General features: G+C 57.9%; 19 protein-coding genes. 11 read left to right on the top strand and 8 right to left on the bottom strand.

Annotated elements, in window-relative coordinates:
• The first annotated feature begins 733 nt into the window (after positions 1-733).
• Entirely contained in the window at positions 734-2,143 is a 1,410-nt protein-coding gene (locus tag LA5095_RS07380) for an RtcB family protein (protein WP_055114249.1), read from the top strand.
• Positions 2,144-2,154: 11 nt separating this feature from the next.
• On the opposite strand, the gene LA5095_RS07375 is transcribed toward LA5095_RS07380, so the two are convergent.
• From LA5095_RS07375 to LA5095_RS07350, 6 genes are all read right to left on the bottom strand, one after another.
• Positions 2,155-3,735, bottom strand: a complete 1,581-nt coding sequence (locus tag LA5095_RS07375; RefSeq protein ID WP_055113523.1) for a serine hydrolase — start codon at positions 3,733-3,735, stop codon at positions 2,155-2,157.
• Between the two features lie 183 nt (positions 3,736-3,918).
• Positions 3,919-5,109, bottom strand: coding sequence for a multidrug effflux MFS transporter (locus LA5095_RS07370; protein WP_055113521.1), 1,191 nt, complete (start codon positions 5,107-5,109; stop codon positions 3,919-3,921).
• A 228-nt stretch (positions 5,110-5,337) separates the two neighbouring features.
• Positions 5,338-5,814: a DUF6505 family protein gene (locus LA5095_RS07365; RefSeq protein WP_055113520.1), complete on the bottom strand. Its 477-nt coding sequence runs from the start codon at positions 5,812-5,814 to the stop codon at positions 5,338-5,340.
• 4 nt (positions 5,815-5,818) lie between these two features.
• A complete protein-coding gene (locus tag LA5095_RS07360; protein WP_055113518.1) occupies positions 5,819-6,520 on the bottom strand; it encodes a biotin/lipoate--protein ligase family protein in 702 nt (233 codons plus the stop codon).
• Positions 6,517-7,608, bottom strand: coding sequence for an Mrp/NBP35 family ATP-binding protein (locus tag LA5095_RS07355; RefSeq protein ID WP_055113517.1), 1,092 nt, complete (start codon positions 7,606-7,608; stop codon positions 6,517-6,519). The genes LA5095_RS07360 and LA5095_RS07355 overlap by 4 nt, the downstream gene beginning before the upstream one ends.
• A gap of 7 nt (positions 7,609-7,615) precedes the next feature.
• Positions 7,616-7,804 carry a DUF6494 family protein gene (locus tag LA5095_RS07350; protein WP_055113514.1) on the bottom strand — a complete coding sequence of 63 codons (189 nt, stop codon included), beginning with the start codon at positions 7,802-7,804 and terminating at the stop codon, positions 7,616-7,618.
• 87 nt (positions 7,805-7,891) lie between these two features.
• Between LA5095_RS07350 and LA5095_RS07345 the strand changes: the two genes are divergently transcribed.
• Positions 7,892-8,656, top strand: coding sequence for a cytochrome c family protein (locus LA5095_RS07345; protein WP_208992585.1), 765 nt, complete (start codon positions 7,892-7,894; stop codon positions 8,654-8,656).
• Positions 8,657-8,672: 16 nt separating this feature from the next.
• On the opposite strand, the gene LA5095_RS07340 is transcribed toward LA5095_RS07345, so the two are convergent.
• Entirely contained in the window at positions 8,673-10,640 is a 1,968-nt protein-coding gene (locus LA5095_RS07340) for a 4Fe-4S binding protein (RefSeq protein WP_055113511.1), read from the bottom strand.
• A gap of 202 nt (positions 10,641-10,842) precedes the next feature.
• Here LA5095_RS07340 and LA5095_RS07335 point away from each other — a divergent pair, with 202 nt between their 5' ends.
• From LA5095_RS07335 to LA5095_RS33390, 9 genes are all read left to right on the top strand, one after another.
• Complete coding sequence (locus tag LA5095_RS07335; protein ID WP_208992584.1) at positions 10,843-11,412, top strand: DUF3305 domain-containing protein; 570 nt, start codon at positions 10,843-10,845, stop codon at positions 11,410-11,412.
• A complete protein-coding gene (locus tag LA5095_RS07330) occupies positions 11,409-12,089 on the top strand; it encodes a DUF3306 domain-containing protein (protein ID WP_055113509.1) in 681 nt (226 codons plus the stop codon). The genes LA5095_RS07335 and LA5095_RS07330 overlap by 4 nt, the downstream gene beginning before the upstream one ends.
• Positions 12,090-12,161: 72 nt before the next feature.
• Complete coding sequence (locus LA5095_RS07325) at positions 12,162-12,770, top strand: TorD/DmsD family molecular chaperone (RefSeq protein WP_055113507.1); 609 nt, start codon at positions 12,162-12,164, stop codon at positions 12,768-12,770.
• A 58-nt stretch (positions 12,771-12,828) separates the two neighbouring features.
• Positions 12,829-13,029: a hypothetical protein gene (locus tag LA5095_RS07320; protein WP_055113505.1), complete on the top strand. Its 201-nt coding sequence runs from the start codon at positions 12,829-12,831 to the stop codon at positions 13,027-13,029.
• Positions 13,030-13,135: 106 nt separating this feature from the next.
• Positions 13,136-16,027 (top strand): molybdopterin-dependent oxidoreductase, encoded by a 2,892-nt coding sequence (locus LA5095_RS07315; protein WP_055113503.1) that lies wholly within the window; start codon positions 13,136-13,138, stop codon positions 16,025-16,027.
• A 12-nt stretch (positions 16,028-16,039) separates the two neighbouring features.
• Positions 16,040-16,633, top strand: a complete 594-nt coding sequence (gene fdh3B, locus LA5095_RS07310) for a formate dehydrogenase FDH3 subunit beta (RefSeq protein ID WP_029064789.1) — start codon at positions 16,040-16,042, stop codon at positions 16,631-16,633.
• A 151-nt stretch (positions 16,634-16,784) separates the two neighbouring features.
• Positions 16,785-18,005 carry a formate dehydrogenase subunit gamma gene (locus tag LA5095_RS07305; protein ID WP_055113501.1) on the top strand — a complete coding sequence of 407 codons (1,221 nt, stop codon included), beginning with the start codon at positions 16,785-16,787 and terminating at the stop codon, positions 18,003-18,005.
• 12 nt (positions 18,006-18,017) lie between these two features.
• Positions 18,018-19,388 carry a c-type cytochrome gene (locus tag LA5095_RS07300; protein WP_082442645.1) on the top strand — a complete coding sequence of 457 codons (1,371 nt, stop codon included), beginning with the start codon at positions 18,018-18,020 and terminating at the stop codon, positions 19,386-19,388.
• On the top strand, positions 19,385-19,513 hold the full coding sequence (locus LA5095_RS33390; protein ID WP_268873263.1) for a hypothetical protein: 129 nt from the start codon (positions 19,385-19,387) through the stop codon (positions 19,511-19,513). Before LA5095_RS07300 ends, LA5095_RS33390 begins: the two co-directional genes overlap by 4 nt.
• A 101-nt stretch (positions 19,514-19,614) precedes the next feature.
• On the opposite strand, the gene LA5095_RS07295 is transcribed toward LA5095_RS33390, so the two are convergent.
• Positions 19,615-20,172: a hypothetical protein gene (locus LA5095_RS07295; protein ID WP_055113499.1), complete on the bottom strand. Its 558-nt coding sequence runs from the start codon at positions 20,170-20,172 to the stop codon at positions 19,615-19,617.
• Between the last annotated feature and the right edge of the window lie 73 nt (positions 20,173-20,245).

The raw sequence follows: 20,245 nt of genomic DNA, 5'->3' as shown, positions 1-20,245 counted from the left end.
ATTGAGGGGAGTTTGCCGGGATCTTCTGGAAACCTTCACAAGTCGAAACAATGATCTCGATGGTTATTGGGCGTTGGGAAAGATCCAGACCCATTTGCAACAGGGCAAGAGACGGAAACTCTGTCTAGATCTCGTGACACGAGAGCTGGAAAAATCGGATAAAATTTTTTTTGAGCTCACAGAATTCTACGGCGACGTGCTCCTCAGGATCTCCTATTCTCGGAAGATCTCCGAGGCCTGGATCCGATATGCGGCAATCGATATTCAGAGCGTTTCGAATGAGAAGATCTTGTGCACCTCTCGAGTGAAAACCGACTTGGGAAGAGAGTATTCGGCTGAAACGTTTGCAGATGTCAGGCCTCATGATCCCATCGTGGAGTTGCGTTCCGGCGGACCATACGGTTCGCGTACTACGAAGCGAATAATTCGCTCTTCTCTTCCGCACTTGTCACCAAGACTGGTGCATTGAGGCTGAAACGGAATTCAACACGTGGCTCTGCCGCGAATTCGGGGATGCCGGCAGGACTACAGGCAGACGCCTCCCGGCGTGGCCGGGAGGGGAGGCGCGCAGCGCTTCCCGTGCCAGTTCAAGTCTGGCCCGGAGCAATCCGGTGGCGGAAAGACACTCTTGCCAAACCTTGCCCCGCGCAGCCTGGCGGATGCCAGCAGGAGTTCGTTTCTGACGAAACTCTGCGACACGTTTGCCGCCAGGTGGATATGAAGGAAGAAGATGATGACGATCGAAACGGAAACAACAGAACTGACCAGTGCAATGCTGACAGCGTGGGGACACGTTGAAGGCAAGGCCTTCGGGGCTGCGCTCCGCGACGGACAAGCCGCGCTTGAGGACGGCGCATCTCTGGACGCGGTACGGCAGATGCTGGAAAGCTACAAGCCGGACCCGGTTCTGCCGCTGGCTGCCTCCGGAGCAAAGCCGTTTCACGTCAATCTAGACGCGGAAGGCGAAGACGAGGAGGCCAACCTGAAAGCGGTCAAGCATCACATGACCGAACTGATGCGCACGCCGACAATCGAGGCAGGTGCGATCATGCCGGATGCCTGTCCGGCCGGTCCGCTCGGAACCATTCCGGTCGGCGGTGTGGTGGCGGCCCGCGGCGCGATCCACCCGGGAATGCACAGCGCCGATATCTGCTGCTCGGTGATGATGACGGAGTTTGAGGATGCCGACCCGAAAGCGGTTCTGGATGCGGCGCATTCGGTGACGCATTTCGGAGGGGGCGGGCGTGCCAACGGCAAGCGCTTCACCATGTCCATGGACCTTTACGACCAGTTCCGCGAGAACCGGTTCCTGAACAACCCGAAGATCCTGCGTTCGGCACAGGAGCATCTGGGAACCCAGGGCGACGGCAACCACTTCCTGTTTGTCGGCGTTTCCAGGAACACCGGAAAGACAGCGATGGTAACCCATCACGGGTCGCGCGGTCCGGGTGCGCTGCTCTACAAGATCGGCATGAATATTGCGGAGAAGTACCGCAGGAAGCTGTCGCCGAAGACCTTGAAGCAGAACGCCTGGATCCCGTCGGAAAGCGAGGAAGGGAAGGCCTATTGGGAAGCGTTGCAGCTGATCCGCAAATGGACCAAGGCCAACCATAATGCGCTGCATCAGGCGACCGTCGAGGCGAGCGGTGCGAGCCATTCGGACCGCTTGTGGAACGAGCACAACTTCGTGTTCGAGCGTGACGGCCTTTTCTACCACGGCAAGGGGGCGACCCCGGCCTGGGACGGGTATGCAGCAGATGCAACGGGTCTGACCCTGATCCCGCTGAACATGGCCGAGCCGGTTCTGGTTGTACGCGGCAAGGATGCCGGTCATGCGCTCGGGTTCTCGCCTCATGGTGCGGGGCGCAACTATTCGCGTTCGGAGCACAAGCGCCGTTCGCTTGGCAAGACACCGGACGAGATGCTCAAGGAAGAAACGGAAGGTCTCGACATCCGTTTCTTCGAGGAAAAGATCGATGTCTCCGAACTGCCGTCCGGCTACAAGAAAGCCGATGCGGTGGTCGCCCAGATCAAGAAATACGATCTGGCCGAGATCGAGGACTATATCGATCCGTTCGGCTGCATCATGGCCGGTGACATCGAGCCGTTCTGGAAAAAGCAGAAAAAAGGAACAAGGCGGTAAGCCGCCTTGCCTTAGACGCGCGTAAATAACGCCGGTTCGGTTTCCGCGAAAAGCTCCACCTCGACAGTTTGGGCAAGGCTACCGGTGATGCCGCCGAAAGTCAGTGTCGAGCGGGAGCCTATCGGCGCGTTTTCGGTGACGAAGTCGAATACCATGACGGCGCCGTCCCAGGGGTGGAGCGGGTAGAGTTGCGGTTCCGGACCTGCCGCAAGGACCAGATCGTCGCCGTCTTCCCGCACCTCAACCGTGCCGAAATAGGGATTGGAATAGGTTCCTACACAGGTTGCAGCGGGCAGTGGAGCTGCTGCTCCCGCAGGGGGCATGTGGCCAACGGTTCTCCCGCGCTTGACGAAAAAGCTTTCGAATATCCCCGAATAACCCGCATACCAGTCGCGGGTCTCGTGTCCGAACTGGGCAATGTCACTAAAGGAAGCGGAAATGGCTTCGGCAGCTCCCACCGGGGACGCATTCGTCAGGACCACGATAGCGAGATCAAGGGAAGGGATCATCGAGAAATTGGTGCCGGTTCCCATGAGGAAGGCTCCGGAATGGCTTATGACAACCCGGCCGGACGCTCCGACGCCAACACCGAAGCCATAACCGTAAAAGCTCGCGCGAGCATCTGGCGCATGGGGCCGGCCGGAAATGCTCTGCGGGCTGATTGCAGGCAGCAACGCTTCCTGAGTGAATATCTGTTTTCCGTCAGATGTCCCGTTCGCCAAGATCAGCTTTAGCCATTTTGCAAGATCGTCGACAGTTGAACTGACGCCGCCTGCCGGTGATTCCGGATCGGGATCGCGCTGCAGCAATGCGGCAAACCCGTTGTCTGTTCGCGTGTGTGGAGTGGCGCGATTGTTCAAAGCCATGAAATCGTCGAAACGCGAACTTGTGTTGATCATGCCGAGTGGCTGGTAAAGCATTTCCGCAGACAGGTTTTCCCAGTCGGTGCCTGCTGCCTGCGCGACCGCTTCAGCGGCGGCGGTAAGGCCGAAATTGGTATAGGCATAGGAAATACGGAAGGGGCTGAGTGGCAAAAGCCTGAGCCGCTCCAAAATGGTGGTTCGATCGAAGCCGAGGTCTTCCAGGTCGTCACCGGCATGGTCCGGCAGGCCCGAGCGATGACTGTAGAGGTCGCCAATCGTCAATTTTTTGGTGCGATCCGGATCAGATAATGAAAACCATGGCAAAAGATCCCGCATCCGGCTGTCCCAGGAAACGATCCCTCTGCTGACCTGTGTGGCCACCACAGTCGCACCGACGGATTTCGACAAGGAAGCGATCTGGAAGGCGGTATCTGCTGTGATCTCGTCGGCCGAGCCGAATGCGCGGACACCGAAACCTCTGGCATAGACGGTACTACCTCCATGAACTACCGCAACCGCAATCCCCGGAACACCACTGCGTTCCATCACGTTTGCTATGATCCGATCGAGTTCACCAACAGCCCTTTCGATTTGTCCTTGCGGTACGTCGACACCCGAAGTCTGGGCCGGTGACAACGCTCTGGCGGCAGTTGCGTATGGCAGCAAACCGAATGTTGTGGCACTGGCGGAACCAAGCAGTGTCCGGCGCGTCAGTTCAATACTCGGCATGTCTCGATTCCTGTTCATGAATTTGAAAGTCGGTGGAAAACAGCGCAATTTCGAATTTGTTGCCGATTGACCTTACCCAATTTTGAAGGAAATCAGGTTTTGTTCCAAGTCTCCTTGAGGTGCGACAGGGGCCGGTTCCACTGCGCGGCTGCCATCCCAGAACGAGCTATTTCCGTTAAATTTTCAACCTTGCCTCCGCTCCAGTACCAGGGCGGCAAAGGCAAACAATAGCCCAAGCGCGGAACTGGCCAGCATGAGGATCAGTACGGTGACAGGTTGCTCTCCCTGGCCGATGGCGATGCCTGCAAGGCTGGTCAGCGCGGCACCACCGCCGAGGGTGAGGGCTCCGACAAGTCCGGCGGCGCTGCCGGCAAGGTCCGGACGAATGGACATCGCACCGGAATTGCTGCCCGGAATGGTGAGACCATTTCCGATCCCAACGAAAATCGTGCTTGCGAAAAAGGCAATCGGGGACGCCGAGCCCACGAGGAAGACCGTCAGGCCGACCACGAGGCCGATGCATGCGGTGACGCGCCCGACCAGCATCATCGCGGGTAGCGACAGTCTTGAGGAAAACCTGCCGGCCAGGAAACCACCGGCGGAAAACCCGACCGTGATGCTCCCGATCAGAAATCCAAGTTCGGCTGTCGTCACGCCGAAGGACGTGGTAGCGACCAGCGGCGCCCCGGCCAGAAAGATATAGAAGGCGCCGACGGTGAACATTGTGCAAAGAGCATAGGCCCAGAAGCGAAACTCACCGATGAGGGCCAGTATCGCTGCCGCCATGGGCTGCTGGTCATCCTGCCTGTCGGGTTTCGTTTCTCCCAGATCAATCCAGCAGAGCACAAACAGCAGGACCCCGCATATTCCGTAGAGATAGAAATTCGCGCGCCACCCAAAGGCCGTGTCAAGGAGCCCGCCGAAAACGGGACCGAGCATCGGCGCAATGGCCATGCACATGCTGATGTAACCGATGAGGCCCGCTGCCTTCTGAGGTGCGTGCGTATCGCGGACGATTGCCATAGACAGCGTGTAGCCGGCGGTAATGCCGCCCTGCAGCATCCGGAAAAAGAGAAACACCCAGATGTCCTGCGCGGTTGCACAGATGATGGAGGAAAGGCTGAAGATTATCAGCGCGACCAGCAGAACCGGCCGCCTGCCAAAGTGATCGGCAAGGGGGCCGGCGATCAATTGAATGACTGCAGTCACCGCCAGATAGCCGGCGATAGCCATGCTTGCGAGCGCGTAGTTGGTCTCCAGGTCCTCGGCGATATGCCCCAGTGACGGCAGGAACATGTTCAGCGACAACGGAGAAAACGCCGTCAGCAGGATGATCGTGACGAGATGCGGAGGTGTGCGATGCCTTGTCTTCAACTCATGTATCTTTCAAAAAAAATGCCTCCGATTGGAACCGGAGGCACATGGCAGGCGATTTGGAACGCCTTTAACGGTCCATGCGTCTGTCTCTCACCACGATGTGGAATTCGAATGTCAAAATTAGCCCTCTCTTCGGGACATTAATCTTCACAAATGTCGGCGACAAGTTCCTTTTCGCCGCGATCGCCGCTCAGATATTGGATCCTGTGTCGCCGAAACGGAGCCTCACTCCAGATCCCCGTGCATCGCCACCAGGTCAAGTTCCGCTGCCGGGGCCTCGATGGCGCTGTAACTTTCCCTGACGCCTTCATCCGAGAGTTCCCGGTGAACAGCCAACAGCATGTTCTCATCGTGCTCGGAACAAAGATCTGCCATGTAGCGCAATTCGTCTTCTGCAACGCCCCTTGCGGCATCGACAGACGGTGCGCCGTAGACGTCGACAAAGTGCCGCGCGAGGCGATCGACGAGATCTGAATACTCCGTCTCCTCGATCGGCGTGATTGCAACAAAGGTCACGCGACCGAAGGTTTCCAGACCCAACCAGCCATTGGCAAAAGCCTGCCGTGCCTTGCCGACCAAGTCTGCCTCGGTCCAGTCGGAAAACTCAAACCCGCCCGAAAGGCACCATTCGCCTGTCCGGGCCGGGGAGAAATAGACGTTGCGGTCGCTGTCATCCATGTGAATGGCACGGGCGAGTTTCATGATCCTAGGTCTCCAGTCGGCTCGAAAGCGGGATGAGAATTGTCTCGTCTCCATCCCGGAGCAACATGCCGAAATTCTCGTCTACACCAACGAAAGTTCCCGTGCGTTCGTCGATTTCCACGGGTTCCCCGAGCGTCGGCACCAGGCCGCGCCAGTCTGCATGAACCGGGCGCAGGCCTTCATCAAGCCATCGGTTGATCCAGTAAAGGCTGTGACGCACCCAGGCTTCAAGCAAGTCCTCAGCCGTGATCTCGGCACAACCTTCTTCCCAAAGCCAGGTCTTGTCGGATGTGATGCCGGGATTGGGTTCCGAACTCGACATGTTGAGCTCCAGTCCAACGATCAGCCAATCGGGTGTTTCTGCACTATCGGTTGTCGACGACCTGATGCGTATTCGGCCGCAGACTGCGCCATTGACACGGATTGTGCCATCCCACTCCAGATGGACCGCGACTTCGGGAGGCGCCAGTGCGCCGAGGGCGGCCTGAAAACCGAGACCGCATATAGGCAACATTGCCATGGCCTCTTCGAGCGGAACCTCAGGCGCGAATATCAGGCTCGCCTGCAACGTGTCGCCGGTAAGATTATGGACAACGGTTCCAGGGTCTGTTCCGGCAATGGCAAGTGCGAGCGCGCGCTCGAACGGATCGGCCTGACCGGTTAGTGCCTCGCCCTGAAACAATGGTGGGAAAGTCGGTTCGCTCATGCCTGGCTCTCCGCAACCAGTGTCCTGGCAAGTTGTCTGAAAACGTTCGCCTCGGGTGCATCGGGTGCCTGCACGGCAATCGGCGTTCCGCCGTCTCCGGCGAGACGGATGTTCAGGTGCAGCGGCACTTCAGCCAGAAGCGGGACGCCGAGTTTTTCAGCTTCCGCCGCCACGCCGCCATGTCCGAAGACGTGTTCCTCGTGCCCGCAACTGGAACAGATATGCGTCGACATGTTTTCAATCATGCCAATGATGGGGACCTGCATCTGCTGGAACATGTCGATGCCCTTGCGGGCGTCCAGAAGGGCAACGTCCTGCGGTGTCGATACGATGATCGCACCGTCGACAATGAACTTCTGGCAGAGCGTCATCTGGACGTCACCGGTGCCCGGCGGCAAGTCGACAATCAGCACATCCAGGGCGCCCCATTGCACTTGACCCATCATCTGCTGCAGCGCACCCATCAGCATGGGGCCGCGCCAGACGACAGCCTGGTCGCCCGACGTCATCAGGCCGATGGAGATCATCGTAACGCCGTGGTTGCGGAGGGGCAGGATCATCTGGCCGTCCGGAGATGTCGGCCGTCCGGATATGCCGAGCATCTTTGGCTGCGACGGACCGTAAACGTCCGCATCGAGCAGACCGACCTTGCGGCCCTCGGCGGCCAGCGCACAGGCGAGGTTGGCAGCAACCGTCGATTTGCCGACGCCGCCTTTTCCCGAGGCTACAGCGATGATCCTGTCGATGCCCGGCACCTTTTGCGGTCCGGACGATCCTGGTGGCGCCGGACGCGGTTTGATCGGTGTCGGTTCGCTCGGTTTTGCTGCTTCAGCCGCCGTTTCGGAGTGGGCTGTCAGGATTATCTGGACATTTCCACAACCTTCGAGGACGGACAGGCGGCTTTCGGCATCGGCCTTGAGCGCTTCCATCTCACTCATGCGGCTTGCGTCGATCTCCATCACGAAACGGATGGTACCGTCTCCGATCTGGAGGGCGCGCACCATGCCCGAGGCGACGATGTTCTCGCCGGTGTTCGGATCCTTGACGGATTTCAGTGTATTCAGAACGGTTTCACGCGTCAGGGGCACGACCGGTTTACCCCTCGATCTCGCCGTTGACTTCGTGCGCCAGACCGATTTCCTCGATGGTCACGACCGCCTTGATCCTGTATTTCTTGCCTTGCGATGGACCCGCATTTCTGACCGCTTCTTCAATAGCCTGCTGAGAGGTGACCCCGACCTGTTTCAGGAATTTGCGCATGGACATGTTGAATTCGTCGCTCATTTTATCCTCCCAATAAGCGTTGTGTGAATTGACGGCCCGTGCCCGTGTACCCTAACGTCTGGTTTCGGCAACGTGAGGGAGGAGCGCGTGTGCTGTCGTCTTTTTCTTGTAGTCCTGTTCGGACTGGTTTTTGGTGCCGGGCTGCTGCCGTCAGGCATGGCTTCGGCAAAATCGTTTCGCGTGAGTGCGCCGGAAGACTTGGTGGCGTCGGGCTTCCTGAAACATCTGCTGCCGCGGTTTTCACTCAAGACCGGTATCCGAATTGAAATCGTTCCGGAAGATACCGCTGCAGATGCCGCTTTCTCAAGAACTTCCGAAGGGGTGCCGGCTTTTTCGGGAATAGGAAGCGACTGGTACTTTGCCGTCACCGATACCGGGAACGAGTTTGTCATCCGTTTTGAAGACTGGATAACAGGCGATATAGGCAGAAAAACAATAGACGCCTTCAAATCGGGGGGCGCGCAGCTTTTCACCGCGGCGGTCGCAAAACCGAAGGCAGATATTTCCGAGGCGGTTTCCGGTGATGTCGTCTTCGGCGAGAAACTGGCGGTACTGCATTGCGGGCGCTGCCACATGGTCAATGAGGCAACCCGGTTGACGACGATCGGGTCGTCACCGTCGTTTGCCGTCATGCGCAGTTTTTCGGACTGGAAAGTACGATTTGAGGCGTTTTTCGTGCTCAACCCGCACCCATCCTTTACCCAAGTTGAAGGTGTTACGGAACCGTTCGATATCAGCCGGCCATCGCCAATAGCACCGCTTGAACTCACGCTGGACGACCTTGATGCCATCCTGGCTTTCGTTTCAAGGATCCCTCCGGCAGATCTCGGCGCACCCATACAGTACCAGTGATCTTGATTTCCGTGGTTCAATGGTCGCGCCGCTTGCTGATGTAGTCTTCGGTGGTGCGTACCTTTGGTTTTTCGCCCATGGCGAATGGGTTGTTCTCCGAGTGATACACCGCGTTGACGCGGCAGTCGTCGCACATCTGAATGAGCTTGGCTGCCTTGTTGTCCTGGAACATTCCATGTTTGCCGGCGAGTTTCTCGGTCATTCGCTCCACCATCGAGCGGACACCGAACGGCTTGCCGCATTCGACACAATTGAACGGCTCCTCCTCCTTGAGGACAACAGGTGTCAACGCGTCGTCCGCAAGGTTCAGGCGTGGCTCCAAAGACAAGGCGCTTTCCGGGCAAAGATTTACGCAGATCCCGCATTGCAGGCAGGCATCTTCCTGGAAGCGCAGCTGCGGCTTGTCCGGATTTTCCTTCAGAGCACCTGCAGGACACAGAGAGACGCATGACAGACAAAGTGTGCAACTGCTCAGGTTCAGATCGACCGCACCATAAGGCGCGCCTTTCGGCAGCACGATCGGTTCATCCGTGTCATTCAGCGCCTTTGCCGCAAGACGGGTAACCTGCCGGCGCGACCCGATGGGCAGGATAGGCTGGGCGACAGGCTCGACCTGCCTTTCCTCGTAAAGATATGCTTCAAGCTGGTCCGGATCCGTCGGCTCAATCGATCGGATCTGATCGTTCCGGGCAATCGCGTTTGCCAGCTCCAACTGGAACGAAAGGCCGTCCCTTTCCGTTTCCGGTGACAACAACAGCGTCACCGACCCGAAGCCGCTGGCCAGGGCTGAGAGCATCTCCGAATGACCGAATCCGGCGAGTGCCTGTATTTCCAGGGGGATCACATCGTAGGGCAGACCCTTGCCGTAGCGCGCGCTGAGACGGATCAATTCAAGTCCGTGACTGCCGTCGTGCACGAGAAGATGCGGACTGCCGGTATCCAGTTTTCGCCATGTGGAGGAAAGTGTCCGGATCCGTTGAAAGATATGCTCCACGGGCGGTGCATCGTAGGAAATTGCGCCGGATGGACAGACAGCAGAGCAACTTCCGCATCCGGCGCAGGTCATCGCGTCGACAACGACATGGTCACCTGCCGGAGAGATCGCCCCGGTCGGGCAAAGATCGAGGCAACGTGTGCAGCCGGTCTTTTGAGCGCGCGAATGCGCACAGAGCTGTTCGTTCAGCTTGACGTAGATCGGTTTTTCGAATGTGCCGGTGAGCTGAGAGGCTTCGAGCAGGGCCTTTATGCGGGCCTCGGTGTTGCCGGGATCGGTTCGCAGATACCCTTCCCGCTTGTCCGGTGCCGGAAAGAGCGGTTGCACCGCCTTGCGCAGGTCCAGAATAATGTCGCATTCAGTCCGGCCACCACTGCGTGGTTCCGTCCAGCCGAAGGTTCCCCGGCCTCCTGGAATGCGCTCCTGAAGTTGTTCGAACGACAGGCTGAACTGTCCGAGCGCGCCGGTCGCCGCCTTGACCCTGCCGCGGACGATATCGAAACGCCGGTCGTCCGTGACCGGCAAGTCCGCGTCCGGTGCAAGCACGACCGTGACACTCAACGCGTCACACAGATGACCGGCAGCAGAAAGCGCAACCTCCGCATCGCCAAGAATGATGCAGGTTCCGGCGGACTGGACATCGAGAACCTTTTCGGCCGGCAACGGCAGCAGGGCGTCTGCAATCAGCGCCGCCATCTTGGGGGTCGGCGCGTTTGTGCTCGCAGTCCAACCGGCGCGATCGCGCAGGTCGACGAAGATCGGATCGTCGGCGTCGATGTCGGCTGCGATCTCTTCGAAAAAGGTCTGTTCCTGACCGCAGGCGATCAGAACGTTGCCCGCGCGAATCGCTTCTTCGGCAATTCCGGCTTCCGCGCGGCAGAGTTCGGTGTGAATTTTCGAGCAGGATAATCCGGTGGTTTGTTCAATCCGTTCTGGCTCGATTACCTGACTTTTCCGGCAATCGCACAGCAGAATCTTGCTGTCACTCATAATTGTTCGCGTCCTCTCCCGGGAACCGTCAGCTCCGTTTTCTCCTCACCGGATGCAGGTGTTCCAGCCCACATAACAAGGGCGGATGTCGTGTCAGGTCAAGTTCGACTTCTGCGGGGCTTGAATTTTATTCAGCTTGCTACAGCATGTAGGGAAATCCGCGAAAGCGATTTGTGACCCGCGGGTGGGAGGAGAATCCGCAGTGACAGGCGAAAGAATGCGAGCGATGCCGGTTGGTGTCGTGGTTAGAAGATTGCCCGGTGTTACGAAATGGCAGAAATGGAGCTGGCGCCCCGTTTCCCTGCTTCCCGGCGCCAAAGCTGCCGATTGGACCGTTCTGCGCAAAGAAGGCGAGGCGGTCGAATATCACGCCGCAACGCTGAGCCTGGAACTGCACCGCACTGATACCGAAGCCTACCTGACCGCGCTTTCCGACAAAGTGCCGTCCATTTACGTGATCATGCGTCCGGCCGACGAGGTCGAGCGCGACGTGCCGATGGACGTGATGCTGCTGACCGCATCGGCCTACGAGGGACAGGACTATGCGGATACGACGGATGTCATGGTCGAGAAAGTTCCCATGCCTCCGGGGCTGATTGCATGGATCCGCGAGTTCGTCGAACTCCATCACCAGGACGAGATCTTCATCAAGCGCAAGCGTGACAAGAAGAGGATCGATCTCAAAGAAGACGGGATCGGGGACGCCCGTATTCGCCAGATCAGCGATGTTTACCGGGCACCGGGACGAAAGCCCAAGGACACTTTGCAATGAGTGGGCACGACGAAACAGGCGGCGACTTCTGGTCGAGGCGGAAAGTGGCTGTTCGCAAGGCGGAACAGGCCGAACTGGCGGAGAAGGAAGCAGACGCCGTCGCGGAAGAGCGGGCCGAGCTGGAGCAGAAGAGCGACCAGGAAATTCTGGAAGAGCTGGGGCTTCCCGATCCGGACACGTTGACGAAGGAAGACGATTTTTCCGGATTTCTGTCGGCAACCGTCCCAGAACGGCTTCGGCGGCGAGCCCTCAGGAAACTTTGGGGGATAAATCCGGTCCTTGCCAATCTCGATGGGCTGGTCGACTACGGCGACGACTTCACGGATGCTGCAACAGTCGTTGAGAACATGCAGACCGTGTACCGGATCGGCAAAGGCATGCTGGATCAGTTCGCGCAGGCCGAAGACGAAGAAATTGATGTTCTTGCCGCAAACGACGAAAATCCGTTGCCGGCAGATGCCGACAAGACAAGCAGCGAAGAGCCAGAAGAAAATACTGCACTGCACAATGATTATATTGAAAATGAAAAAGCATCTGTGCAATTGACGCAAGCTGATCAGGTCGTGCAGGCTGACGAAATGCGCGCGAACCCAACGCAAATTCAAGAAACGGAAGAAATTCCAATAGACGCAGAACCACGAAATGTGCGGAGGCGTCTCCGATTCGACTACTCTTAGTACTAAAGTCGAATATATGGGGAGCAGTAAAACGTTGAAACTAGTACCGCGCATGAGGGAGGAACATCGCGGATGTCCGCAGCGATGACGGAATACGTAATCGATCCGGAAGACCGGGCTCGATCGGAACTCTATGATTTTATTGGATTGCTGCTGGTCAAATCGGCGAATGCTGCGCTGTTGCGTCAGGTTTCTCAACTTGGTGGTGATGAAACACCTCTCGGTAGCGCACTGACCGTTCTGGCGAAGATCGCCTCGGTTACGTCTCCCGAAGCGGCCGAACGCGAATTCAATGCTCTTTTTATCGGTCTGGGGCGCGGTGAACTGCTGCCCTATGCGAGCCACTACCTCACCGGATTCCTCAACGAAAAACCACTCGCCAATCTGCGTAGTGACATGTCGAGCCGGGGGATCGGCCGCGCGGAAGGCAAGCGCGAACCGGAAGACCATATCGCGTCCCTCATGGAAATGATGGCGGGCATGATTGTCGGGCGCTTTGGAACGGTCACTTCTGTTGCGGAACAGAAAATATTCTTCCAGGCGCATATCGAGCCTTGGTCAATACACTTTTTCTCAGATCTTCAGGCAACGAAGAGTTCCGTCTTTTACGGAGCTGTCGGTGCTTTGGGGCGGCAATTCATGGAGATCGAGGCCGAAGGTTTCGGCATGCTGCCCAATTGAGTTCACGTTGGCAATTTAGGCGGCTGCCAGCCGCTGCAAGGAGAGGAGGATTGCAACGATGAAAAAACCCGATCAAGCGGTGCCCAAAAGTGGGTCTGGCCGCCGGGATTTCCTGAAGCTGGCTGCTTTGTCAGCTCCTGCTGCCGTCGCTGCGACAGCAGCAACAGGAACCGCTGAAGCAGCGGAAGTTGATCCCACGTCCAGCAAAATGCAGGACACGGCGCACACACGCGCATACTTCGACAGCGCCCGGTTCTAACCGGACCCTGTATCACACCCGGTCTATGGTTGCGTGACGCCCGCTGACCGGTTCGCTGAAATCCAACCCAGCCGTATCGATTTCGGTACAAGCAAGGTAGGGCAATATGCTTAGGAAAAAGACAAATGGGGTCGCGCGACGCCCCCAGGGTGCAAGTATCCTCAGAGACACTGCACATAAATCGGTAGACCGCCGGACATTCCTCAAGGGATCCGGTGTCGCCGCGGGTGGCCTGGCTGCCATCACCGCAACGGGTGGTTCCGTTACCAAGGCCCAGGCTCAGTCATCTGACGATGCCGTCAATCTCGTAAAGTCGGTCTGCACCCACTGTTCGGTTGGCTGTACCGTGATTGCCGAAGTCAAGAATGGTGTCTGGACCGGCCAGGAGCCGGGATGGGACAGCCCATTCAATCTTGGTGCCCATTGCGCCAAGGGCGCTGCGGTGCGCGAGCACGCGCACGGTGAGCGCCGGCTGAAGTATCCGATGAAAAAGGTCGGTGGCGAGTGGACCAGAATCAGCTGGGACGAGGCGATCAACGAGATCGGTGACCAGATGATGCAGATCCGCGAGGAAAGCGGACCTGACAGTGTTTACTGGCTCGGATCAGCCAAGCACAACAACGAACAGGCTTACCTGTTCCGCAAATTCGCGGCCTATTGGGGGACGAACAACGTCGACCACCAGGCGCGTATCTGTCACTCGACAACGGTTGCCGGCGTAGCCAACACATGGGGCTACGGCGCCATGACCAACAGCTACAACGACATCCACAATTCAAAGGCCATCTTCATCATCGGCGGCAATCCGGCAGAGGCTCATCCGGTCTCACTGCTGCATTTGCTGCGTGCCAAGGAGCAGAACAATGCTCCGGTGATCGTTTGCGATCCGCGCTTTACCCGCACGGCCGCACATGCAGATGAATATGTGCGTTTCCGTCCCGGTACGGACGTTGCCCTGGTCTGGGGCATCCTCTGGCACATCTTCGACAACGGCTGGGAGGACAAGGAGTTCATCCGCACCCGCGTGTGGGGCATGGACCAGATCCGTGAAGAAGTTGCCAAGTGGAACCCGGAAGAAGTCGAACGGGTTACCGGTACTCCGGGAAGCCAGATGAAGCGCGTTGCGCGGACACTGGCGAACAATCGTCCGGGCACGGTTATCTGGTGCATGGGTGGAACCCAGCACACGAACGGTAACAACAACACTCGCGCATACTGCGTTCTCCAGCTTGCCCTCGGCAACATGGGTACGTCAGGCGGCGGCACCAACATTTTCCGCGGCCACGACAACGTGCAGGGTGCGACGGATCTGGGCGTGCTCAGCCACACATTGCCTGGCTACTACGGCCTGAGTGCAGGTGCCTGGGGCCATTGGGCGCGTGTCTGGGAAGAAGACTCCGATTGGCTGAAGGGTCAGTTTGCCACCGTCAAAGGTTCCGACGGCAAGGAAAAAAGCCTTCAGAACCTGACTGGTATTCCGGTCAGTCGCTGGATCGACGGTGTTCTGGAAGATCCCGATAATACCGATCAGCCGAACGCGGTTCGGGCAATGGTCCTGTGGGGCCATGCACCGAATTCGCAGACCCGCATGACGGAAATGAAAACGGCCATGGAAAAGCTGGATACTCTGGTCGTGATCGACCCGTATCCGACGGTCTCCGCCGTTCTTCATGATCGTACCGACGGTGTCTATCTGCTGCCGGCCTGTACGCAGTTCGAAACACGCGGTTCAGTGACCGCTTCGAACCGGTCTCTGCAATGGCGTGACAAGGTGGTTGAACCGCTGTTCGAAAGCCTGCCCGATGAAGTCATCATGGCCAAGTTTGCGAACAAGTTCGGCTGGGGTGACAGGCTCTTCCGCAATATCGAAATGGAAGATCCGGAAACGCCGAATGTCGAAGACATCACCCGCGAACTCAATCGCGGTCTGTGGACAATCGGCTATACCGGCCAGTCGCCGGAGCGGATCAAGTCGCACATGGCGAACCAGCACACATTTGACCGGACGACGCTTCAGGCGGTCGGCGGCCCGAATGATGGCGAATATTACGGCATGCCGTGGCCGTGCTGGGGAACCCCGGAAATGAAACATCCGGGTACTCCGAACCTCTACGACATGTCCAAGCCTGTCGCAGAAGGCGGTTTGTGCTTCCGCGCCCGTTTCGGTGTGGAACGTGATGGCGACAATCTCCTCGCTGACGGTGTTTCGAACCCAGGCGCGGAAATTCAGGACGGCTACCCCGAGTTCACCATGCAGATGCTGATGGATCTTGGCTGGGACGGCGACCTGACCGATGAGGAGCGGGCTGCCATTGAGGCGGTTGCCGGGCCGAAAACCAACTGGAAGACCGACCTTTCCGGCGGTATCCAGAGGGTGGCCATCAAGCATGGCTGTGCACCGTTCGGCAACGCCAAGGCACGCGCCGTCGTGTGGACGTTCCCGGATCCGGTTCCGCTGCACCGCGAGCCGCTCTATACCAACCGCCGGGATCTGGTGGCAGACTATCCGACCTATGAGGATCGGAAGTTCTATCGTTTGCCGACGCTCTATGCCTCGATCCAAAAACAGGACTTCTCGAAGGATTACCCGATAATCCTGACCTCGGGACGTCTTGTGGAATACGAGGGTGGCGGTGACGAGTCCCGGTCCAATCCGTGGCTCGCCGAACTTCAGCAGGACATGTTCGTCGAGATTAATCCGAGGGACGCCAACAATCTTGGTGTGCGCGATGGTGCGCAGGTCTGGGTTGAAGGTCCTGAAGGCGGCAAGGTCAAGGTCATGGCAATGGTGACCGAGCGGGTCGGCGAAGGCGTAGCCTTCATGCCGTTCCACTTCGGCGGTCATTTCCAGGGCGAAGACCAGCGGTCGAAGTACCCGAAAGGGGCCGATCCGTATGTCCTTGGTGAGAGCTCCAATACCGCTCAAACCTATGGCTACGATTCGGTGACGCAGATGCAGGAGACCAAAGCGACTCTCTGCAAGATCTCGGCAGCGTAAGGAGGATACGCAATGGCAAGATCAAAGTTCCTTTGTGACGCCGAACGCTGCATTGAGTGCAATGCCTGCGTTACGGCGTGTAAGAACGAAAATGAGGTGCCGTGGGGGATCAACCGCCGCCGTGTCGTAACCATCAATGATGGCCGGCCTGGCGAACGGTCGATTTCCGTGGCCTGCATGCATTGTTCGGATGCACCGTGTATGGCGGTGTGCCCGGTCGATTGTTTCTACCAGACCGAAGAAGGCGTGGTTCTTCACTCGAAGGACCTGTGCATTGGCTGCGGCTACTGCTTTTACGCCTGTCCGTTCGGCGCACCGCAATTCCCGCAAGCGGGCAATTTCGGATCGCGTGGCAAGATGGATAAATGCACCTTCTGTGCAGGTGGTCCGGAAGAAAACAATTCGACCGCCGAGCGTGCCAAATACGGTGCAAACCGTATTGCGGAAGGCAAGTTGCCGCTTTGCGCTGAAATGTGCTCCACCAAGGCCCTTTTGGCAGGTGACGGCGATGTCGTTTCAGCCATTTACCGCGAGCGCGTCGTCGCCCGCGGGTTCGGCTCCGGCGCCTGGGGCTGGGGCTCTGCCTACGGCCAGAGAGGCGGCTGACCAACGGATCATTCTGCGATGCCGGGGTGAACCCGGCATCGCCAGATCCGTTGTAATTCAAAATGACAAAGAGCTGGGGCGGCGCTTACCAATCCGATTGGTATCCAGCCGCCCCGTTTGTCCTTAACGGCATTTGTTCGAGGGTCCTTTCATGAAACGTTTGGCTCTGGCTGTGGTTCTGCTGTTTGCGTTTCTGGTTCAGGGAATTGCTCAGGATCAGACGCAAGGTCAGCAACCGGTAGACCGCTCCGCGACCGGAGGAGCGCAGACGCTCGAAGACATCATGAAGCGTCAACGCGGCGAAAAGGTCGATACCGGGTTCCGGCGCAATGAGACCGGCGATCCGAACTCCGCGGCTGGAATCTCCTCGCAACTCGGCACTCTGGGCGGCGCGTCCGATCCGGAGCTCTGGCGGGCACTGCGTTACGGATCGGCCGATATTACTGTTTCTTCCGGTGGCAAGGAGGCAACCGTGCTGATGCAGGACGGCGGTATGCGCTGGCTTGCCTGGCGCAAGGGGCCGCTGGCGACCTATGGCGCCTATCTCCTTGCGGGAACGCTTGTCTTCCTGGTGCTGTTTTTCCTCCTGCGTGGCCGAATCCGGATCGACGGGGAGAAAACCGGCCATACGATCACGCGGTTCAAGGCTATCGAAAGGTTCGGGCACTGGTTGCTTGCCGGCAGCTTCATTCTGCTTGCCATCACGGGTCTGATCACACTGTTTGGACGATTCGCGATCATTCCGCTGATCGGCAAGGATGCGTTCGGTCCGGTCGCGTTCGCCTCCAAATGGGTCCACAACAATGTGTCCTGGGCCTTTATGCTGGGCCTCGTCATGGTCTTTGTCATGTGGGTGGCGCACAACATTCCGAACAAGACGGATCTTAAATGGATTGCCGTAGGCGGCGGGCTCTTGAAAAAAGGCGTGCATCCGCCCGCACGGAAATTCAATTTCGGACAGAAGCTGGTGTTCTGGGGAGTGATCGTGCTCGGTGTGTCGATCTCCGCTTCCGGCATCTCGCTGCTGTTTCCGTTCGAATTCCCGATGTTCGCTGTCACGTTCGAGAAGCTGAATGCTCTGGGTCTGCCGCAACTGGTCGGACTTGGACCCCTGCCGACCGAACTCGCCCCGCACGAGGAAATGCAATATGCGCAGCTTTGGCATTCGATCGTTGCGTTCCTCATGATTGCTATGATCCTGGCCCATATCTATATCGGGTCGGTCGGCATGGAGGGGGCTTACGACGCCATGGGGTCCGGTGAAGTCGAGCTTCAATGGGCTCGTGAACACCATGGCCTGTGGGTCAAGGAAGTCGAAGAGGCGCAGCGAAGTTCGAAAGCGCCGGACAAAAATACGGTTCCTGCTGAATAAGGCAGGTAGTCAATGAAGGCCTTCTGCTTCCGAAAAATTGCCACAGGAGCGTGGAGCTTCTCGCTCTATCTGTCATGCCTTGCCTTCTTCAGCCTGGCACCGTCAGCAACTGCAGCGGAGTTCCAGACCCTGAAAGGGCATGGCGGTCCGGTGATGGATATTTCCGTGTCGCCGACAAACGGCATCGTTGCAACAGCAAGCTTCGACAATGCCGTCGGGGTCTGGGCAGGACGGAAACCGCGCTGGTTCGACGGCCATGCAGCAGCCGTCAAGGTCGTCAGGTTCGTCGACGAGAAACATATCGTTTCTGCCGGCGACGACAATGATCTGATCCTGTGGAGTCTCGACGACGGTTCGCGGAGACGACTGGAAGGCCATACGGCCAAGGTCACGGGACTGGCGATATCGCCTGATGGCAAGACGATCGCCAGTGCAAGCTGGGATTCGCGGATCGGGCTTTGGCCGGTGGAAGGAGGCGAGCCGACATTCCTGAGCGGGCACAACGCGGGTGTAAACAAGGTCGCCTTTTCAGCCGACGGCGCCTGGCTTTACTCCGCTTCCGTCGACGGGTCGATCAAGCTTTGGGATTTTGCCAAAAAGAGTGAAGTGCGTGTCATTGAACGCAACGGCTTCGGCATCAACGTGATGGTGCTTGGTGGTGGCAACAGCAACGAGACATGGGTGGCCTACGGCTCGCAGGACGGCGTGACCCGCATCGTTGACATTGAAACCGGTGAACGGCTGCATGACTTCACTCTGGAGCGCCGTCCGATCCTCGCAATGGCGCTCAGTCCGGACGGTAGCAGGATGGCGACAGGTGACGGACATGGATACATCACCGTATTCGACACGAAGTCCTGGTCCATCGAATCCGATTTCAAGGCGGCATTGAAGGGACCGATCTGGGCGCTTGCCTTCTCGAAGGATGGTGAATTGCTGCATGCCGGCGGTATCGAGGACATCGTTTATTCCTGGCCGGTCGAAGATTTGGGAGCGTTCGATCCGATGGCGCAGGAGACCCCCCAGTTCCTGCGCAAACCCGAAGACATGACCAATGGTGAGCGTCAGTTTGCACGCAAATGCTCCATCTGCCATGCACTGAGCCCGGATGGAGGCCGCAAGGCCGGTCCAACGCTTCACGCCGTGTTTGGCCGCCGGGCAGGAACCCTGCCGGACTATCCCTACTCGGAAACACTCACCGGATCTGATATTGTCTGGAATGAAGAGACCATTGATCAGCTGTTTCTTGACGGACCGGATCATTTCATTCCCGGTTCGAAAATGCCGATGCAGATCATCGCCCGTCCGCAAGACCGGATTGACCTGGTCGACTACCTGAAAGCGGCAACGGCCGGACAAGAAACCAATGGAGAAACACAATGAAGGCGATGTTCGCGGCTTTTGCCGCTATCGTGGTGATCGCGATAGGAGCCCACCAGATCCTGGAACGGTCAGGCTTTTCCAGTGCTGAACAGGCAACCAGTTCGTCGGTGAGACTTGGGGAGTAAGACGGCAAAACGGGGCCCCGAAATAGCCGCCATGAGGTGAGTGATATCAGATTTGAAATCCTGTCGAAAAGTTGCATTGCGCACTTCAGCAGCACCCGCGCCTACATCATCGCGCCCAGGGATTTCTCGGTGAACACCCGGATGTAGTCTCCAGGTGAAGAGCCGGCCCAGAATACCCAAAGTCGATGCGGGTCCTGCCCATCGACCCATACCCTGTCTCCCGGCTCAAGTCCCCGCAGTTCCGTGCTTATGTAGTTCACGCTGTTGTTTGCGAGAAAATCGGTCGCTGCCATCGTGTCCTGAAAGGCTGCAATCCCCAATACCGGCGCGTCGAAATCGACGTATCCGTAGTGAACACCGGCCAGGCTGTCGAAGAAGACATAGTGACTTGCAACAGTCTCGCCTTGCGCGATGACGCCATTGTCACCACCGAAGTCGACGCGGATCGGTTCCGTGAGGAGAATGTTCTGGTCCTCGTCGAAGGCATAAAGATTGTCGGTATTGAAATTGTCGGCGCCGACATCGAAGGGCACGTTCGTGTCCAGCAGGACAAATCTACCGTTGCCACGCTGGTCGACAATCTCACCGCCAAGAACAACGGCCATTGACGGAGTTGCCAGAACAAGTGCCAGCAACGCTGGAATGAGCCGGTGCAGCATGTTTCGCTCCAATATGTTGGGAAAGCACCATGCAGTATCTTCTTGTTTCCAAACAATCACAGCTCGATAACAG

The organism is Roseibium album (genome assembly GCF_001404515.1).
In the GTDB taxonomy this organism is placed as follows: domain Bacteria; phylum Pseudomonadota; class Alphaproteobacteria; order Rhizobiales; family Stappiaceae; genus Roseibium; species Roseibium album.
The sequence above is the reverse complement of the archived record's forward strand: the minus strand, read 5'-3'. Positions and strand labels throughout refer to the sequence as shown.

Excerpts from the sequence above, each read along its gene's own strand:
- LA5095_RS07295 (WP_055113499.1), bottom strand. The coding sequence starts at position 20,172 with ATGCTGCACCGGCTCATTCCAGCGTTGCTGGCACTTGTTCTGGCAACT.
- LA5095_RS07330 (WP_055113509.1), top strand. The coding sequence starts at position 11,409 with ATGAGTGGGCACGACGAAACAGGCGGCGACTTCTGGTCGAGGCGGAAA.
- LA5095_RS07380 (WP_055114249.1), top strand. The coding sequence starts at position 734 with ATGACGATCGAAACGGAAACAACAGAACTGACCAGTGCAATGCTGACA.
- LA5095_RS07365 (WP_055113520.1), bottom strand. The coding sequence starts at position 5,814 with ATGAAACTCGCCCGTGCCATTCACATGGATGACAGCGACCGCAACGTC.
- LA5095_RS07315 (WP_055113503.1), top strand. The coding sequence starts at position 13,136 with ATGCTTAGGAAAAAGACAAATGGGGTCGCGCGACGCCCCCAGGGTGCA.
- LA5095_RS07305 (WP_055113501.1), top strand. The coding sequence starts at position 16,785 with ATGAAACGTTTGGCTCTGGCTGTGGTTCTGCTGTTTGCGTTTCTGGTT.
- LA5095_RS07360 (WP_055113518.1), bottom strand. The coding sequence starts at position 6,520 with ATGAGCGAACCGACTTTCCCACCATTGTTTCAGGGCGAGGCACTAACC.
- LA5095_RS07375 (WP_055113523.1), bottom strand. The coding sequence starts at position 3,735 with ATGCCGAGTATTGAACTGACGCGCCGGACACTGCTTGGTTCCGCCAGT.
- LA5095_RS33390 (WP_268873263.1), top strand. The coding sequence starts at position 19,385 with ATGAAGGCGATGTTCGCGGCTTTTGCCGCTATCGTGGTGATCGCGATA.
- LA5095_RS07340 (WP_055113511.1), bottom strand. The coding sequence starts at position 10,640 with ATGAGTGACAGCAAGATTCTGCTGTGCGATTGCCGGAAAAGTCAGGTA.
- LA5095_RS07300 (WP_082442645.1), top strand. The coding sequence starts at position 18,018 with ATGAAGGCCTTCTGCTTCCGAAAAATTGCCACAGGAGCGTGGAGCTTC.
- LA5095_RS07320 (WP_055113505.1), top strand. The coding sequence starts at position 12,829 with ATGAAAAAACCCGATCAAGCGGTGCCCAAAAGTGGGTCTGGCCGCCGG.
- LA5095_RS07350 (WP_055113514.1), bottom strand. The coding sequence starts at position 7,804 with ATGAGCGACGAATTCAACATGTCCATGCGCAAATTCCTGAAACAGGTC.
- LA5095_RS07325 (WP_055113507.1), top strand. The coding sequence starts at position 12,162 with ATGTCCGCAGCGATGACGGAATACGTAATCGATCCGGAAGACCGGGCT.
- fdh3B (WP_029064789.1), top strand. The coding sequence starts at position 16,040 with ATGGCAAGATCAAAGTTCCTTTGTGACGCCGAACGCTGCATTGAGTGC.